Source organism: Vibrio sp. Isolate33 (assembly GCF_022397895.1).
Taxonomy (GTDB): Bacteria; Pseudomonadota; Gammaproteobacteria; order Enterobacterales; family Vibrionaceae; genus Vibrio; species Vibrio pomeroyi.
This window is the reverse complement of sequence record NZ_JAKEUP010000001.1, coordinates 377,366-396,024: the sequence shown is the minus strand read 5'-3', so window position 1 is coordinate 396,024 and position 18,659 is coordinate 377,366. Positions and strand designations below refer to the sequence as shown.

Here is an 18,659-nt window from a genome sequence, read left to right as displayed (position 1 = left end):
TGGTGGCCTTTGTGTTTAAGAGTTTTGGATGAATAGATAGACGCTTGGGTTTGATAGAGTAGGCTAGATATTGAAGAGTGTAAGTGAAATAGACAGCTATCAGATACAGAAAAGCCGCGGTCACTGCATTCAGTCACCACGGCTTCGGTATTACATGTTTAGTCTAGAGTGGCTTATTTAGCTTGCGCTGCTGCCGCTTCTAGTTGCTTAAGTTTACCTTGAAGCATGTAAGCATTCTGGTTGAAGTTACCAGGGTTCAACACTTGGCTTTGCTGCATAGGGTAGTCAGGTAGTGTGTTCATGAACTCTTGTACTTTGCCGCCTACAGGTACGAATAGCCACATGTTGTCTGCCATCCAACGTAGGTACATGCCAGATTCGTGTGGTGCTTTTTCGAATGGGTCAGCACGTAGGTGAACTACTTGAGGCCAGTTTGGTTGGAAACGCACCGCATCAACGATGTTACCGTCCATTACAGCGAATGAAATCTTGAAGTCGTTCCAACGTACTGCGTTTAGCTCAGCGTTAGCAGAGAAGTAAAGCATGCTGTCACGAGGGCCTTTCTCTTCTTTACCTTCGAAGAAAGGTAGGAAGTTGTAACCATCTAGGTGTACACGCCAGTTCTTACCGTTGTAAGACGCGCCTTTATCAGAAGCTAGCTTCTCAACCACTTTATCATCACCAGCCGCTGCTAGTAGAGTCGGGATCCAGTCTTGGTGACTCATGATGTCATTGATCTTGGTTCCCGGCTTGATTGTACCAGGCCAGCGAACTAGCTGAGGAACACGCATACCACCTTCGTAAGTTGTACCTTTCTCACCGTGGAAGTAAGTTGCACCACCATCAGGCCAAGATACTGTCTCTGCACCGTTATCGGTAGAGTAGATTACGATCGTGTTGTCTGCGATTTTAAGCTCATCAAGTTTGTCTAGAAGGATACCTACTTGGTCATCGTGCTCTAACATGCCGTCAGCGTAAATGCTGATACCTGATGCGCCTTGGTACTTCTCTTGTAGACGAGTCCACACGTGCATACGTGTTGTGTTGTGCCAGATGAAGAATGGTTTGTCAGCTTTCACTGCTTTTTCCATGAATGCTAGAGATTCTTCTAGGAACTCCTCATCCGCGTGCTCCATACGCTTACGCGTCATAGGGCCTGTATCTTCAATCTTACCGTCAGCAGTAGACTTGATTACACCACGAGGGCCGAAGTTCTTACGGAACTCAGGGTCTTTAGGGTAGTAGTATGTCTCTGGCTCTTCTTCTGCATTCAGGTGGTATAGGTTACCGAAGAACTGGTCAAAACCGTGGTTCGTTGGAAGGTGTTTATCTTGGTCACCCATGTGGTTCTTACCGAACTGAGCAGTCATGTAGCCCTGTTCTTTAAGAAGGTCAGCGATAGTTGGAGCCCAATCTGGGATACCGTGATCAGAGCCTGGCATACCGATAGTTAATAGACCTGTACGGAAAGGTTCTTGACCCGTTAGGAATGCAGCACGACCAGCAGTACACGATTGCTGACCGTAGTGGTCAGTAAATAGTGCGCCTTCGTTAGCAATACGGTCGATGTTAGGCGTTTCGTAACCCATCATACCGTTGTTGTATGCACTGATGTTGAATACACCAATGTCATCACCCCAGATAGCAAGAATGTTTGGTTTTTCTGCTGCTGTTGCCGCTGAAGAAGCTGCTAATAAGCCAACACCTAATGCTAGTTTATTAATTTTAGTACCCATAAGGACTCCGATTCACTTTAAAGATTAATGCGTTAGAGCAACACATCGTTGGGCAAACATTAATCTCTAAAATCGGTTGTGTCTTTTTATAGTGGTTATAACTAATTGTTATGGGGTTATTATAACCTTTTGATTCTTATGGTTTTGGCGTTATTTGTTCATTTTAGCCTCTAACGTCATGTGTGATCCTTATCATGTTTATATACGTAATTTCCATCGTCTAGTTGTGCGCGTCGCTATAAAGAAAAATGACAAATAGATTAATAGTTTAGCGAATCTCGCGATCGTTCAAAAAATGGACTATACGTTGTAGGGCAGGATGCAAATAACTAACGAAGAGGTTTCTATGACAGCGAAATATGGCGTCAAACGTCGATTAGCGATTTTGGGTACTGCGATGATGGCGGCTTCCACCACCACATTCGCGGCAGAAAAACCGAATATTCTCGTCATTTGGGGTGACGACATTGGTCAATCTAATGTCAGTGCGTACACCTTTGGCTTAATGGGGTATCAAACTCCGAACATTGATAGCATCGCCAAAGAAGGCATGATGTTTACCGATTACTACGCGGAGCAATCTTGTACCGCAGGTCGCTCTACGTTCATTACAGGTCAAAGTGTACTGAGAACAGGCTTAAGTAAAGTAGGTTTGCCGGGTGCAGATATTGGCCTTCAAGCAGAAGATGCAACCATTGCTGAACTGCTTAAACCTATGGGTTACATGACAGGTCAATTTGGTAAAAACCACCTTGGCGACAAAGATGAATTCCTTCCAACAGCGCACGGGTTTGACGAATTTTTTGGCAACCTTTATCACCTAAATGCTGAAGAAGAACCAGAAAATGAAGATTACCCAACCGACCCAGAGTTTCGAAAGAAGTTTGGCCCGCGTGGTGTTATCAAATCTTTTGCTGACGGCAAGATTGAAGATACGGGTCCATTAACACGTAAGCGTATGGAAACGGTCGATGAAGAAACGCTCGATGCCGCACTTGATTTCATGGATCGCGCAGTGAAAGCCGACAAGCCATTCTTCGTTTGGTGGAACGCAACACGTATGCACTTCAGAACTCACGTTAAAGCGGACAGTAAGGGTGTGACAGGCGTTGGTAACTACGCTGATGGTATGGTGGAGCACGATCGCCACGTTGGCCAACTATTGAAGCAAGTGGATGAGTTGGGTATCAAAGACAACACGATTGTTTTCTACTCAACAGATAACGGCCCACACATGAACTCTTGGCCTGATGCGGGTACAACACCATTCCGTGGTGAGAAAAACACCAACTGGGAAGGCGCATACCGTGTACCTGCAATGGTTCGTTGGCCAGGTAAGATTGAACCGGGCAGCGTTTCTAACGAAATTATGCACCACATGGACTGGATGCCAACCTTCGTTGCAGCCGCTGGTGATGATCAGATCAAAGAAAAACTGCTGAAAGGTCATACTGCAGGTGATAAAACGTTTAAGGTTCACCTGGATGGTTATAACTTCCTTCCTTACCTAACCGGAGAAGAAGAGAAAGGTCGTCGTCATGAGGTCTTCTACTTTACCGATGATGGTGATTTAGCGGCGCTTCGTTACAACCAATGGAAAGCGGTGTTTATGGAGCAGCGTGCAACGGGTACCATGCAGATTTGGTCAGAACCGTTCGTGACGTTACGTCTTCCTAAGTTGTTTAACCTGCGTATGGACCCATACGAAAATGCAGATATCACATCGAACACATACTACGACTGGTTGTTAGACCATGCTTATATGTTTGTTCCTGCTCAAGCGTACGTTGGCAAATTCTTAGAAACATTTGCTGAATACCCACCACGCCAAAAAGCAGCAAGCTTTAGCTTGGATCAGGTTATGGAAAAACTTCAAGAGAACCATAACAAGTAAGCTTTGGTTTATTGAAACTGATAGTTTGATGAAACTGCTAACACGAAAGAGCTCTTAGGAGCTCTTTTTTTATGCGCATATCGATGAGTAAATACCAGTCGTGAATATGAGTCACAACAATCAAGCTCACTGCCACTAAATAATTGTAAATTCGTTGTTTTTGCGTCTACCTTATTAAGCATAAGGATGTATAAAAACAAGGAATGTTATGTCTGCATGGTTGTGCTTGCTAGTGAACGGATTGAAACACCAGCGAGTTGCAGTATTATCCGCAATGTTATTTTTACCCGTGTTGTCGATGCTTAGTTTCAATACGAATGCCAATGAACAGGCTTTATCCGTTGGAGCGGAAGCTTCCCATGCCGACTTTCAAGCGACGTATGTCGGATCTGAAGCTTGTATTGATTGTCACAGCGCAGAAGTGGAAGCGTGGCAAGGTTCTCATCATGATATGGCGATGAAGCACGCTGACGATGAATCTGTGTTGGGCAACTTCAACGATCAAACCGTGACTCATAAAGGAAAGCCCAACCGTTTTTTTCGCAAGGGTAATGAGTTTTGGGTCAATATCGAAGGGCCAGACGACCAATTCAAAGATTATAAAATCAGCTATACCTTTGCCTTTGAACCTCTACAACAGTACATGGTTGAGTTTGAAGACGGGCGCGTACAGTTGATTCCTTTCGCTTGGGATTCTCGTACTGAGGATGAAGGCGGCCAACGCTGGTTTCACCTCTATCCGGATACCACCAATACTGATGAGTTTTACTGGACCAACAGTGGTCAGAACTGGAACTTCATGTGTGCAGACTGCCACTCAACGAACCTAGAAAAGAACTACGACAGCGCAAGTAATACCTACAACACCACTTGGTCTGAGATTAATGTCGGTTGTGAGGCGTGTCATGGCCCAGCGAGCGAGCATGTTGAGCAAGCCCAGCTAGCTAGATCGAGTGGTGGAAAGGAGGATTCAGTCTCGGCGCATTATGGTTTTGATCGCGACTTGTCGAAGTCGGTGAAAGAGTGGATCTACCAAGAGGGCAACTCAACCCTTCAGCCAAAAGACATCATCCATACCAATCAAGTTCAAACCTGTGCTCAATGCCACAGTCGACGCACTCAGTTGAATGAAACCGGTGACCACGTAAACGGGTCATTTTTTGATAAGTATCGTCTGAGCTTGATTACCCCTGAGCTTTACCACAACGATGGCCAAATCTACGACGAAGACTACGTCTATGGCTCTTTCTTACAATCAGTGATGGCAGAGAAAGGCGTCACTTGTACTAACTGTCATGATCCCCATACTGCTGAACTGAAAATTGCCGAAGAAGCCGTGTGTAGCCAGTGTCACATTGCCTCTGAATACACACCTGAAAATCATACGTTCCATGAAGCCAATACCGAAGCTTCGCAATGTACCACCTGCCACATGCCAGAAACGACGTACATGGAAGTTGACCCTAGGCGTGACCACAGCTGGCATATCCCACGTCCTGATATCAGCCAACACATTCAAACACCAAACGTGTGTACTAGCTGTCATGAAGACCAAACTGATCAATGGGCCGATCAGCAAATAGGTAAGTGGTTCCCAGATTCTAAGTATCGTAACCAACAACACTTTGCCGTTGCCTTTTATGCGGATTCAATAGGGCACAGAGGCGCAGAAGATGCATTGGCGTATTCAGCTCAAGACTCAAGCTTAAGCAATATCATTCGTGCTTCGAGCTTAGAACGCTTGGGTGGTAACACGGGCAAGAACACGCTTATCTCATTGGCGAGAGCGGTGAAACACGACGATGAGATGATTCGCTTGGGCGTTGTGCAAGGCTCGTCCGGCTTCCCGTTCACTGATCGCTGGCAGATCCTAGAGCCACTATTGAAAGACCCTGTATTGTCGATTCGTTCAGAAACCGCAGGTGCACTAGTACGTTACTGGAGAGAAATGAATCCGCTGCAGAAAGACCAAATCAAGCCTGCATTGGAAGAGTACATTGATATACAACAATTCAATGCAGACAGAGGATTTGGCCGCACGAACTTAGGTAACGTTTATCGAGATTTAGGTCAGCACGACAAAGCGATTGAGTTTTATCAAGGTGCTATCGAGATTGAGCCTTACTTCGAAAACAGCTACGCCAATTTGGCTGATTTGTATCGTGCACAGGGCGACGAGCCAAAGGCATTAGCGACATTGAAACAAGGCATTCAAGCGCAACCAAAATCAAGTGTGTTGCCATACAGCGCTGGGTTATCAATGCTGCGAGTCAAAGATTACAAACAGGCAACCAACTACCTAAAACAAGCGGCAGAAACCGCACAAACCGACCCGCAATATTGGTATGTGTACGGTTTGGCTTTAGAGAAGTCGGACGTACTTGCGGCAAGTAAGTCATTGCACAAGGCTTACCAATTCAGCCGCAATCCACAACACCTGTATGCACAATGTGAAATCTTAGCGCGGAATTACCAAAAACCGGGCGTAGAAAAAACGTTTGAACAATGTGTTTCATCATTGAGTAAGGTAGCGCCGCCGGAGGCGATTAACCAATTGAAAGCAATTAGTCAGTAGAAAGCTGGGCTGAAATAAAGCACCAGAATTGACGTGGCTATGCGCTTATAATTTATGGTGTATATAACTAATTATCACGTTTATAACTATTAGTTATGGGGCTTGTGAGTAGGATGTACGCAGCCAGATTGAATTAAGGGAAGACCTATGAACCATGCGCAACAAGCAATAAACCAACTGATTGAACAGACAGAGAAAAGTGTTATCGGTCAGAGTCACGTCGTTCGGGCTCTGGTAATCGGATTATTGACCAATGGCCATGTGCTTCTAGAAGGGCTTCCCGGCACAGCGAAAACACGCTCGGTTAAGTCACTAGCGAATTTATTGAACACAAGCTTTGGGCGAATTCAGTTCACGCCTGACTTATTGCCATCAGATGTGACGGGTACCGAGGTGTATCAAGAGCTGGATGGCAAGCCGCAATTGCATTTCCAACCGGGTCCTATTTTCAACAGCATTGTTCTAGCCGATGAAGTGAACCGTGCGCCTGCAAAGGTACAAGCGGCGCTGCTTGAAGCGATGGCAGAAGGTACGATAACCGTGGGCGGCCAAACTCACGTCCTTCCTGACTTGTTCATGGTGTTGGCGACTCAAAACCCAGTTGAACAAGAAGGTACATATCCGCTACCTGAGGCGCAGATGGACCGTTTCATCATGAAAGTGACGGTCGACTACCCAGAAGACGAAGCGGAACGCGACATCATTCGATTAGTGCGCAGCGAAGAGTTAGGCAGCGAAACAATCTCAGAGCTAGTCACACCGCAACACATTGAACCTGAATTGGTGCTTGAAGCGCGTCGCCAGCTTCCTGAAATAGCGGTGTCTGATTTAGTCGAAAACTATATTGTTGCCTTAGTGATGGCGACACGTAAGCCAGAGCGTTACCCAGAATCAAATCTATCAAAGTGGATTGAAATTGGCTCAAGCCCTCGTGCTTCAATCGCATTAGACAAATGTGCACGCGCTTATGCGTGGCTACAAGGGCGTGACCATGTCACGTTAGACGATGTGCGTGCGATGTTACCTACGGTATTAGGTCATCGATTCTCACTCTCTTATGACGCATTGGCCGATGGTGTTGATCATCAAAGAGTGGTTGAAGAACTGCTTGATAATGTTGAGATCGGATAATTAGGGGGCGTCATGGCGAAGCCAACACAAGCTCCCAAATCGCAAGGCCTTGACCCGCGCTTATACTGCGATTATTCAAGGTTAGTGCGAATACAGGCTCAAGCTGAGTCGTTTTCTCTGTTGCCTCATCTAAAGGCGGGCAGTGTATTGTCGGGGCGACATAATTCTCTATTCCGTGGTCGTGGCTTGAACTTTGAGGAGTTGCGTCATTACCAACTGGGTGATGATATTCGCAATCTTGATTGGAAAGTCACCATGCGAACAGGTAAGCCTCATGTTCGCAGTTATACCGAAGAGAAAGACCGTAATGTGATGATCTGTGTCGATCAGCGCAGCTCGATGTTTTTTGCTTCTCAAAACACCATGAAATCCGTTGTGGCTGCCGAAGTTGCAGCATTATGTGGATGGCGAGTACTGAAGGATGGCGACCGCGTTGGCTTCGTTTTAGCCTCACATCAAAAGCTGTTCCATACCAAAGCACAGCGCTCACAATCTGATTTACTCGCTCAACTTAAACACCTTACCAAGGCGAATCAAAGCTTAGGTGTGAGTGTGAGTGACAGCGAGGGTGTCGGGTTCAGTCAATGGATTGAACTGATCAAGCGAATGAGGCTAAAACAGTCGACCTTAATCTTTATTAGCGATTGGCGTGACTGCCAAGAACAACACCTTGATCGACTCAAGCAGCTACAACAACACAATGACATCCTTGCCATTATGGTGACTGACCCCTTAGAACAATCACTGCCTCATGATCTTGCTAGCGCAAACTGGGTGGTGGGTGATGGTCGTTTTCAGCTCAATCTTGATAGCCAATCTAAGGTTAACCTTGCGAGTGAGAGCCTTGCTCAAAAAGCGGCACTTCAAAAACAATCTCTTGCTAAATTAATGGCGATGAAAAACCTTCCTTATATCGAATTAGATACGTCTGGTGCTCATATTTCACAGCTTCAAAAGCTAGTAGGAGGGCGCTAATGGCCGTTGAACATACGCCTCCTAGTACTTATATCCTTCGCGAGCTGCGCGATGTGACGATTCCTGACAGCGTGAGTTGGTTTCCCCAAACGATCGGTTGGAAGATCCTTGGCGTTGCCTTGATATTGGTTGTGCTCTATCTGGCTTATCGCTTGGCGTTAAGGTGGTGGAATAATCGTTATCGAAAAGAAGCACTTAAAGAGCTCATGGTATTGGATGCTCGAGACAAGAACTCAACCGATCGAACCTTCAAGGTGCTCAAAGTGGTGCTTCGTTATCTAGACAGCGGCAATGCCAAGTTGTTTGGTCAAGCCTATGTAAACCGCTTGAATGCTTATCTTCCTGTTAACGCTGGCACGAGTGTAAAGAGCAATGCTTTCTTTACCGATGAGGTCTCGGGGCTGTGGATGCAAAGCTTAATCGACCCAAAAGTACGTTTGACCTTTGAACAGCGTTTAGAGGTAATTCAAACCGCGATGATGTGGTTAAAACTTCATAAACCCGATGTACAAACAAAACCGAATGTACAAGCGACAACAGGGGGGCAAGATAATGTTTGATAGTTTATCTGCCAGCTTTGAGTTCGCACATCCATTGTGGTTTATCGCGTTACCATTGCCTTTGTTGGTCTACTTGGCTGTACCAGCTTATCGCACCAAACAAATGGCCATTAAGGTGCCATTTTTCAGTGAGTTGGTAGAAGCGATTGGCGAGGCGCCATCCGAGGGTGCAAGCCAGTTAACACCAAGCTGGTGGCAGCGCACCACGTTGATTATTACTTGGGTATTAGTGGTTTGCGCGTTAGCTAAACCAACCATCTTAGGTGAGCCGCAAGTTCGTGAACAATTAGGCCGCGATGTCATGGTGGTGGTCGATTTGTCGGGCTCAATGGCGGAACAAGATTTTACGTCTAAACAAGGGGATAAAATCTCGCGTTTAGATGCAACCAAAGACGTGTTAGCTGACTTTGCTAAAACTCGAAAGGGCGACCGATTAGGTTTGATTCTGTTTGGTGATGCAGCATTTGTACAAACGCCATTCACTGCTGACCAAGATGTGTGGCTTGAACTACTCAATCAAACCGACGTGGCAATGGCAGGGCAAAGCACGCATTTAGGTGATGCCATTGGCCTAGCGATTAAGGTGTTTGAACAAAGTGAGAAGCAAAGTGCTGCGGTTCAAGATTCAAGCATTGATGCGAACGCAAAAGAGAAAGTAGTGATTGTGCTAACCGATGGTAATGACACTGGCAGCTTTGTTGAGCCTATCGATGCCGCCAAAGTGGCTAAGGCGAAAGGTGTTCGTATTCACGTTATCGCTATGGGTGATCCGCAAACCGTCGGCGAGGTGGCTTTGGATATGGAGACCATCCACCGTGTCGCTCAAGAATCTGGTGGTGAATCCTTTGAAGCACTTAACCGTGATGAACTGACTAAAGCTTATGCTCAAATTGGTGAGTTAGAGCCTCAGTTGTATGAGAGTACGACTTATCGTCCTAAACAGGGATTACACCATTACCTGATGGCCATTGTTGTTGTGATGTATTTGACTGCGTTTAGTTTAGCAACAATCCGCCGACGCTCGCTTTTGGCTTCTTCAATGAAAAATTTGAAAGGAGAGAACGATGCCTGATTCTCTCATGTTGCAACAGTTTTTTACCCAGTTTCACTTTATCCGACCATTGTGGTTGTTGGCCTTTATTCCGATGTTTTTCCTATTGTGGATTCGCTGGAGAGAAGAGACCAAACCGACGTGGAAAGACATTCTTCCTGCACATTTACGCGATGCATTGACCATTGGGGAGACAGGTTGGCGCAAGCAATTACCACTGAAGTTACTGATGGTGATTGTGACGATTGCCATTATTATCTGTTCAGGCCCAACATGGCAGCGTGAAGCTTCGCCCTTTGGTGAAGACAAAGCGTCTATGTTAGTGGTGCTTGATAACAGTGACTCCATGCTGGCGAAGGACTTACCACCAAGTCGCTTGGAACGCTCTAAACAGAAAATTAGAGACTTACTCGCAGCGCGCAAAGGCGGTAATACAGGTTTAGTTGTGTATGCAGGCAGTGCGCACGTTGCGATGCCTGTGACCCAAGACAGCAAAGTATTCGAACCGTTTCTGGCAGCTATCACTCCTGACATCATGCCTGTATCCGGCAAATCAGCCGAAGAGGCATTGCCACTCATCAATCAACAATTGTCTGGTGAGTTAGGCTCGTCAGTGTTGCTGGTATCAGATGGTGTGAACCCAAGTACCATTAGGGCGTTCGAAAGCTTCTTTAACGACAACCCGTATCAACTGCTCATTCTGGCGGCAGGAAATAGCAATGTGGTGAGCGATAATCCAGTCGATCTCGATTCATTGCGCAGCCTAGCGAGCAAGACGGGTGGACGACTTATCGAAGTGACCGTTGATAATTCCGATATCCAACAACTCAACAAAGCGGTTGAAAGAAACATGCAACTTAACGGTGAGTCTTCAATGCCTTGGAAAGACATGGGATACGGTCTGCTTATTCCAATGGCGATCATCATGTTGTTGTGGTTTAGAAAAGGGTGGTTGGTTCAATGGTGTGTGGTTGGCGTTTTGATTTCAGGCAGCGTGTATTCTCCGCACACCTTGGCAAAAACGGTGAGCTTAACCGCGGATAAACCCGTAGTTGAAGAATCCCTGACGGTTTGGGATAAAACAGCCCAATGGTGGTGGGATTTATGGCTAACGCCTGATCAGCAAGGACAACGTTTATTGAATCAAAAGGAATACCTTGAAGCGGCCAAGCATTTTAAGGATCCAATGCGAAAGGGCGCAGCTTATTACTATGCTCGTGACTTTAAGCTAGCTCACAGTGCTTTTTTACAAACCAAAACCGATTATGGTTTGTATAACGCCGCAAGTGCGTTGGCTAGACAGCGTGAGTACCTTGCTGCTCGTGATCTACTGAAATCACTGAGTGAGAAAGAGGATCTTTCACCAGAACTAAGAACGGATGTGGAAAATAACCTTGCTGTGCTTAGCGGGATTGTCGAAGAGGTTAACCGAACCAGTGAAAGCCAATCTGGAACCACAGATGGCCCTGAAGAATCTTTAGAACTCGAAGACGATCAGCCGCGAACGGGTGATGGTGCTGAAGAAGAAACGGTAGCGGAATTGATGCTCAAGGAAACGCTTAACGCCAATGAAATCTTGGGTAGCCAAGAGCTTGCCGACAAGTGGTTGAAGCGCGTAGAAGCCGATCCTAAGTTCTTCTTGAAATCGAAATTTCAAATTCAGTTAAGAGATCCTGCGCCTTCGCTCGAACAGACATCGCAACAGGAGCAGTCGTCAAAACAAGAACAGTCACCAAAACAGGAGCAAACACAATGAGTCGATATGATTTAGCTCTTGAAGCGGTTCAAGCAGAGGTTGGGCGCATAGAGTGTTTCAAATTAACCAAGACCTTGTTTGTGTCGCTAGTTCTGCTGTTTAGCACTGTTTTGCCTACTCTTGCTTCTGCGGCTGATATCTATGATCTGCAGAGGAGTGGTGATGTCGAACTGATTGCTTGGGTAGGTGAAAAACCGAAGTCTGGCGACAAGATTACGCCTGCAAAAGTAAGCGTTAATGAACAAGTGATTCTGACCATTGAGGTGGCGACACCACGCTGGCTAACCGGGGGCACTCGAATTGGCAGCATCGAAATCCCGAATGTTATTGCTAAGCAGCGAAATCAGCTTGCGACGAACTACACTGAACGAGTGGGTGGTACGACATGGTCACGTCAACGCTGGGAAGTGACGCTTTATCCGATGACATCGGGCGAATTCGTGATTCCTACTGTACCTGTACGCATTCAAGTGTCAGCTCCTGATGGTTCAAACGTTGGTGGCACGCTTTATACGCAACCCATTAAGTTTGAAGCTTCATTACCTTCAGGTTTGTTAAGTGATGAATCGCCTTGGTTTTCTGCAACCGATGTAGATGTTGAACAGCAATGGCAACGTTCGAATGAAAACTTGAAAGTTGGCGATGCGATTACTCGTACCGTGACGATCAAAGCGAAAGACAGCTTGTCTGTGTTATTGCCAGATGTGTTGTCCAATGAATCGACTCAGCAATATCAAGCTTACCCACAACCTAATCGTTTAGACGATACACAAGAACGTGGTGATTACCGTTCTAGCCGAGTGGAAGAAACGGTTTATGTGATTCAACAAGGTGGTGAATTTACCTTACCGGACTTCTCATTCCAGTGGTGGGACAGCAAGAATCAACGTCTTGAAAGCGTTGTCATAAAAGGTGAGGTGTTTGAAGCCAAGCACACGCTCCAATCTTTCATCAAGGCTTACATGTCTGTCTTTATCAGCGTTGGTTTAGCATTCGTGTTGTGTGTTGCGTTTGTTGTTTCTGTGAAGCGTTATTACAAGAACCGACCAACACCGAGCTGGTTGGTATTCCGTCGTTTGCTTAAGCAAGGTAACTGGTCTGCATTGAGAACCTTTATCTATCGTGAGTTACGAACAGAAACGACTCAGTTAGAACTGGGTAAAGCGCAACTGGGTAAGTTGAATGGACAAAAACGTTGGGTGGAAGACAGCGAAGCACTTCAACAAGGGTGTGAAGATAAAAACGTATTCGCTCGTTTGTGGAGAGGGTTACGTAACCTGCCTAGTGACCAACCAAACTCAAGCCATTCTCGTTCAATTTTCACCCGCTTGAAAATCCCTAAAGCCTTGCCAGACTTAAAAGATAGAACTAAGTAGCAAACTTTAGTTATTCGCATCGAACATAATCGGCAGGTTCTCTACTATAGGGAACCTGCTTCTTTAATATGGAACTGTATGAAAAGTACCGAACTCAATTTAATTCCTATATTTGTTGCAATCTATGAAGAGCAGAACTTATCAAGAGCTGCTAATCGCATGGATATAAGTCAACCGGCTGTGAGCAAAGCGCTTGCAAGGTTGAGAGATATCTATGACGAGCCACTGTTTCACCGAACTACTTCAGGTGTAGAGCCAACTACATTCGCTATTGATATCTATCCTGCTATGGCTGCGGCACTTAAAAACTTTACGTCTACCTTATCCGCATCAAGAGACTTCGATCCTAAAACCTCTGGTCGTGTGTTTTCTATTGCCTGCGTCTCGGCGGCGAGCTATGAAATGATGCCAAGAGTGATGCAGCTAATCAGCCAGGTTGCCCCCGGTATCGCACTGGAAGTTCACCCTCTGTTTACGGAAGATTACGAGTCTGATTTAAGGCTCCAAAGACACGATGTGATTGTCGATATGACACCAAAAGGAAGAACCATGCTTAAGCATGAGGTGATTTCTACAGAGGAGCTGGTGGTGGTGTGCCGTGAAGACCATCCTATTGTTGGTGATACTATCGACATGGAGCAGTTCCTGTCACTTGAGCATGTGGTTGTTTCTCGTTGGCATGCACGTAAAAGCTTATTGAGCTCTGAACACTACAGTGATCTAGAGAAACGCAGAATAGTCTATCGTGCTGCGGGTGTTGTAGAGATGCTACCTGTTATCGAAGGCTCTGATTACATCGGCGTGTTACCGATTTCATCGGTGCGTTGTTTTGCTAAAAAGTACGCCGTAAAAACACTGCCGTTACCATTCGAACTGGAAGACCTCGATATGTGTATGATTTGGCACCCAAGTCGTACTAACGAACCGAGCCACAAGTGGTTGCGCGCTAAAATTAAAGCGGCAGCAAAGGACACATCAAGTTAGCCCCAAAGGACATAACAATGGACAGTATTCGCGCGATTTTAAATGGAAAGAAAGCCAATATCCCCGAGTTAAGACAAGCAGTCTTTGCGGCAAGGGACAAGGATATCGACCTGCAAGTGAGAGTCACTTGGGAATCGTCGGATATGTTTCGTTTAGTCAGTGAGGCGATATGCGATGGTGTGAAGCGGCTGATTGTGGCTGGTGGTGATGGAACGGTAAATGAAGCCGTGAATGCGCTTAACCAGTTTCGTGCGAGTGAGAGGCCGCAACTGGCGATTATTCCGATGGGAACAGCGAATGATTTTGCGACCGCGACTGGAATTCCAAGCGATATTGCTCAGGCGTTTACGCTTGCTTTAGAAGGGAAGGCGTTCGCGGTCGATAGTGTTCGTGCTAATGATCGCTATTTCATGAACGTTGCTGCGGCAGGCTTTGGTGCGGAAGTGACGGCCGAAACGCCCGTTGAACTTAAAGACTTTCTTGGTGGTGGCGCATACACGTTAACAGGTGTCGTCAAAGCGCTAGGGTTTAAACCTTACAGCGGTACCTTGACCATAGATAAAGGCACCTTTACTGGCGAAATTCTGGTCGGGGCGTTTTGTAATGGCCGCCTCGCAGGTGGTGGGCAAGAGCTTGCGCCTAATGCGCTTATTGATGATGGTTTAATGGATCTTACTTTGGTCAAAGCATTCGTTGCGTCTGACTTACCAAAAGTCATCGAAGAGCTTAAACACCCAGCTGACGATGGCAAATACATTGTTCACACTCAAGCGCGTTGGTTGGAGATAGATTTCCCACAATCATTGCCGATTAACTTAGACGGCGAACCTTATCGTTCTAACCAGATTCGCTTTGAGGTTATGCCTTCGAGTATCAGTTTGGTGCTGCCTGACGACAGCCGTTGTCTGGTGAAAAATCAGTAAACTCTTCAGTTGGGTAAACGGAGTGATCGACCGATAGGGTCATTCACTCCGCTAAGATTCGTTAGGCCTCTTTTTGTGTTTGTTCTGAGTTGAGCAAGAAATAAGACACCCAATCATCAGTCGGCAAAGGCCTTGCGAAGAAATAGCCTTGCGCGTATTTACAACCTATTTGGCGCAGAGTCTTTACGTGGTTCTGCGTTTCAAGCCCTTCAGCAATCACTGAGAAATTCAGTATTTGTGCCAACTTCAATACAGCACATGTGATCTCATAGTCGACCTTAGATGAGTTAATGTCTTCAATAAAGCTTCGATCGAGTTTGACGCAATCAGCAGACAGATTCTTCAGCACCGACAGTGAAGAGTAGCCGGTACCAAAGTCATCGATCGCAATCTTGTAACCTTTAGAATGAAGTACCTCTATGGTTCTTGAACAGGTTTCGAAATCTCTCATCATGTCTCGTTCTGTGATTTCAAGAAGCAGTTGATGTGGCTGACAATCTGTTTCATCGAGTATGACTTGTAGTTGTTCTGCAAGGTCAGTCATATAGAACATTCTTGCTGAGAAGTTGATAGAGAAAATCACACCTTGTAGGTTGATACCTGAGCGTTGCCATTCGGTGATCAGGTTCGCCACTTTCTTAAATACCCATTTATCGATGTCGATAATAAGGTCACTTTTCTCTGCGACTTCAAGAAAATCGATAGGTGGAAGCAATCCAAGTTTTGGGTGACGCCAGCGGATCAAAGCCTCAGCACCAATGATCTCTTGGGAATCCAAGTCGACTTTGGGTTGGAAGAAGACTTCCAGTTCGTCATTTGCAATGGCTTGATGAAGCCCCATGTTGGTTTCGATTAAATCATTGACTTCATGGGTCATTTCATCAGCGTATACTCTGTATTGATCTCTACCATTACGTTTTGCGTGATACATAGCTGTGTCTGCGTTTCGGATTAAGGTTTCACGATCTAAACCGTGAGTAGGGTATTCACATACCCCAATACTGGCTGAAACGAAGATAGAGTTATCATCAATATAGTAAGGCTTTCTTAATGCTTGGTTTAAGCGATCTGCGATGGGTTCACCTTCTTCTAAACCAACGTTCGAATACACAACCAAGAACTCGTCGCCGCCCATTCTAGCGACAAAGCCTTTGTCTCCGACGAGATTGCTAAGGATGTCAGAGACGTTAACCAGCAAGTTGTCTCCAGGTGCGTGACCTAACGAATCATTGATTGTTTTGAACTCATCAATATCGAGATAAAACAGTAAAAAGGGCGCATTGTTCTCGCTCGAGAGCTTAATTTCTTTATCTAACTGCTTGGTGGCTAACAATCTATTCGCCAAATTGGTTAACGGATCGTGGTGTGCAAGAAAGTCGAAGTTTTTCTTCTCCTCAGTGAGGTCGAGATAGGCCTCCGACAGCCTTGAAGCCATGTTGTTATAGGCTTTCTCTAAGTGAGACCACTCGTCACTTCGGCCCAAGTTGATTGGGTTTTTGAGGCTACCGGATTCTAAACGGTCGAAGCCATGTCGCAGTGCATTGAGTGGTTGTCGAATGTGGTGTCTCACCACATGGTTAACCAGCAGCATGGATAAAACAAAAGCCGAGAAGCTCATGATGATGGCGTTCAATCGAGATAAACCGATCTCTTCTTCAAGTTGGTCGGTTAGTTCTAGAGCTTGGTTCTGTACGCGCGATTCGGTGTTCTCCACCATCTCCAACAAGTCACTTTGCGCCTCTAACAGCGAAGCCATCACCAACCAACGTTGTTCCAGATTAGCGCGAATCCGTTTTAACGCGGCGTTGTATCGCTTCACAGTACGGTGGATACGCTTCTTCTCTGCGATAACCGCTGTCGTTCCTATATCAACGTTTTCTAGGTGAAGTAAGAAGATATCGAGTTCTTTTTCTACCTCTATCAGCAACACTTTCTCTGTTTCTGGTGTGATACGGCTATGTATATCACCAACCATTTTCCCCGAGGTGAGAAACGACTCTCGCAACATGTTGATGAGATCTAATTCATTGTTATAACGAATGAAGTTAGGCTGATCTAAGTGCCTAAGCTTACTGTCGGCAATCGCAAACTCGAGCTGATCCAGTTGCTCGGCTAGTGCCGCGTCGATTTGGTTGGTCTGTTTCAAGATTCGGTTCAGTGCCAGCGAACTGCCTAAGAAGCGGTGGAAGTTATCGATAAAGGCGTCGATCTTTTGCGAGAAACCTTCATTGGTCGATAAGTCTCTCAAGCGTTGGAGCTGAAAATCGACGTTGAATGCTTCTTCAGACAAGGTGGTTTCACTGAACAGAAAAGTTTGCTCCAGTAACTTCACACGAGAGGTTAATGTAAATACGCGACGGCTGATCTCAGAGTTGATAATCAAATCAGACACGTGCGTTGAGGTTTCAGTTTTGAGTGTCGACTCAACATAATATAAAGACCGAATCACCATGATCACCGCAAGGCTCACAATCAATAGTGAGAGCAGGTTCGACATGATGAGTCGCTGGGTGATGTTTATCTGACGTAATTTCATTGCGGCTTCCAAATTCTCAGATACGCTTCACGGTAGCCATTTTTAGGATCGTAAATCCCTTTGTCTGACTGGCTGATGAGCTCTTCAACATTACTCGGTGTGACGAGGTGGACAGGGGCAGAGTAGCCGCTAGGAGGCATCTGATTGAAGGCTCGGTTAAGCTCGTCGACAATCTGCCAACCCTGTAAATATAAAGGCTCAGGAACGGTCGCCAGTTGGAATTGTCCGCTATAGATTCTTTTGTAGGCCGCTTTGCTACCATCACCTGCAGAGATGTTCTGCGGGATCATTTTTAGTTCTTCAAGGCTCGACTCCAAAGACGGGATAGCATAGTCAATGTACAGATCGTTGATGGCCAATATGTGAGTGATTTTATCGTCGTACTTGTTATCAAGGTCTTTCAGTGTTGCGGGCATTTGCTCAGCAATTTTGTCTAACGGCAGGTAGTTAAGCTCAAGAACATCGCAACTGCTGCAACGCTTGATGGTGTTAACCATAGCGTTGGCTTTGATCATCGCGATTTCATAATTAGGGTCGGTAAACACCACGGTTTTGGCTTGACCCTTTGAATTGACGATAGCGAGTAGGGCAGCGACTTCTGCCACATCAAGTGGGTCTGTGGTGATGTTGGTGTATAAGCCAATCTCTGGGTTTCCGCCAACAAGTTCCGTTGCGTGCCAGCCAATAACAACAATCCCGAGATCTTCTGCTTGTTTTAAAATGGTTTTATGACGAACCGCATCAATGCCACCTAAGACAATGGCATCGGGTTCAAAGCCAATCGCTTTTCGGATCGCTGCCCCTTGACGCACTTCAGAGCCCAAGCCATCAATGAACCTAAGGTGCCAATTGATGTTAGAGATGGCTTCAGATATGCCTTTGCCAACGCCATAGACGCCACCATTACGTAAATCAGACGCAACGAAAATAACGTTCTTTTCATGACGCACAGCTGGGCCTTGTGTTGGACCATCCCACGTTCGTTGATTGGAAACCGCACGCATCACTTTTTCTTCTGCGTAATGGAAAAAATCGTTCTCAGGATTACCCGCAAAACTCGGTGAGTTGCAAGTAGTAGCGAGCAACAAACTCGCAAAATGCACTGTCTTATTCATGAGGCTTATAAAACGCTTTAAATTATTATCGCTCTATATTTATAATA

At 45.9% G+C, this 18,659-nt stretch carries 13 protein-coding genes; 10 read left to right on the top strand and 3 right to left on the bottom strand.

The annotated features are described in order from the left end of the window. Positions 1 to 173: 173 nt before the first annotated feature. Positions 174 to 1,736 (bottom strand): arylsulfatase, encoded by a 1,563-nt coding sequence (locus L1D37_RS01570; protein ID WP_239846633.1) that lies wholly within the window; start codon positions 1,734 to 1,736, stop codon positions 174 to 176. A gap of 346 nt (positions 1,737 to 2,082) precedes the next feature. Here L1D37_RS01570 and L1D37_RS01565 point away from each other — a divergent pair, with 346 nt between their 5' ends. From L1D37_RS01565 to yegS, 10 genes are all read left to right on the top strand, one after another. After that, complete coding sequence (locus tag L1D37_RS01565; protein ID WP_048660294.1) at positions 2,083 to 3,630, top strand: arylsulfatase; 1,548 nt, start codon at positions 2,083 to 2,085, stop codon at positions 3,628 to 3,630. 208 nt (positions 3,631 to 3,838) lie between these two features. Continuing rightward, positions 3,839 to 6,205, top strand: coding sequence for a tetratricopeptide repeat protein (locus tag L1D37_RS01560; protein WP_239846632.1), 2,367 nt, complete (start codon positions 3,839 to 3,841; stop codon positions 6,203 to 6,205). 147 nt (positions 6,206 to 6,352) lie between these two features. Beyond that, positions 6,353 to 7,336 (top strand): MoxR family ATPase, encoded by a 984-nt coding sequence (locus tag L1D37_RS01555; protein ID WP_239846631.1) that lies wholly within the window; start codon positions 6,353 to 6,355, stop codon positions 7,334 to 7,336. Between the two features lie 12 nt (positions 7,337 to 7,348). Next, entirely contained in the window at positions 7,349 to 8,311 is a 963-nt protein-coding gene (locus L1D37_RS01550) for a DUF58 domain-containing protein (RefSeq protein WP_048660288.1), read from the top strand. After that, positions 8,311 to 8,871 (top strand): DUF4381 domain-containing protein, encoded by a 561-nt coding sequence (locus L1D37_RS01545; protein WP_239846630.1) that lies wholly within the window; start codon positions 8,311 to 8,313, stop codon positions 8,869 to 8,871. Before L1D37_RS01550 ends, L1D37_RS01545 begins: the two co-directional genes overlap by 1 nt. After that, positions 8,864 to 9,943, top strand: coding sequence for a VWA domain-containing protein (locus tag L1D37_RS01540; RefSeq protein ID WP_239846629.1), 1,080 nt, complete (start codon positions 8,864 to 8,866; stop codon positions 9,941 to 9,943). The genes L1D37_RS01545 and L1D37_RS01540 overlap by 8 nt, the downstream gene beginning before the upstream one ends. Continuing rightward, on the top strand, positions 9,936 to 11,678 hold the full coding sequence (locus tag L1D37_RS01535; protein WP_239846628.1) for a VWA domain-containing protein: 1,743 nt from the start codon (positions 9,936 to 9,938) through the stop codon (positions 11,676 to 11,678). The genes L1D37_RS01540 and L1D37_RS01535 overlap by 8 nt, the downstream gene beginning before the upstream one ends. Beyond that, positions 11,675 to 13,054 (top strand): BatD family protein, encoded by a 1,380-nt coding sequence (locus tag L1D37_RS01530; protein ID WP_239846627.1) that lies wholly within the window; start codon positions 11,675 to 11,677, stop codon positions 13,052 to 13,054. The genes L1D37_RS01535 and L1D37_RS01530 overlap by 4 nt, the downstream gene beginning before the upstream one ends. Before the next feature lie 78 nt (positions 13,055 to 13,132). Beyond that, positions 13,133 to 14,038 carry a LysR family transcriptional regulator gene (locus L1D37_RS01525; RefSeq protein WP_132787977.1) on the top strand — a complete coding sequence of 302 codons (906 nt, stop codon included), beginning with the start codon at positions 13,133 to 13,135 and terminating at the stop codon, positions 14,036 to 14,038. A 17-nt stretch (positions 14,039 to 14,055) separates the two neighbouring features. After that, positions 14,056 to 14,961: a lipid kinase YegS gene (yegS, locus tag L1D37_RS01520; protein WP_239846626.1), complete on the top strand. Its 906-nt coding sequence runs from the start codon at positions 14,056 to 14,058 to the stop codon at positions 14,959 to 14,961. Positions 14,962 to 15,022: 61 nt separating this feature from the next. Here the strand turns inward: yegS and L1D37_RS01515 are convergent, their stop codons facing one another. After that, complete coding sequence (locus L1D37_RS01515) at positions 15,023 to 17,497, bottom strand: EAL domain-containing protein (protein WP_239846625.1); 2,475 nt, start codon at positions 17,495 to 17,497, stop codon at positions 15,023 to 15,025. Next, entirely contained in the window at positions 17,494 to 18,612 is a 1,119-nt protein-coding gene (locus tag L1D37_RS01510; protein ID WP_239846624.1) for a substrate-binding domain-containing protein, read from the bottom strand. Before L1D37_RS01510 ends, L1D37_RS01515 begins: the two co-directional genes overlap by 4 nt. Between the last annotated feature and the right edge of the window lie 47 nt (positions 18,613 to 18,659).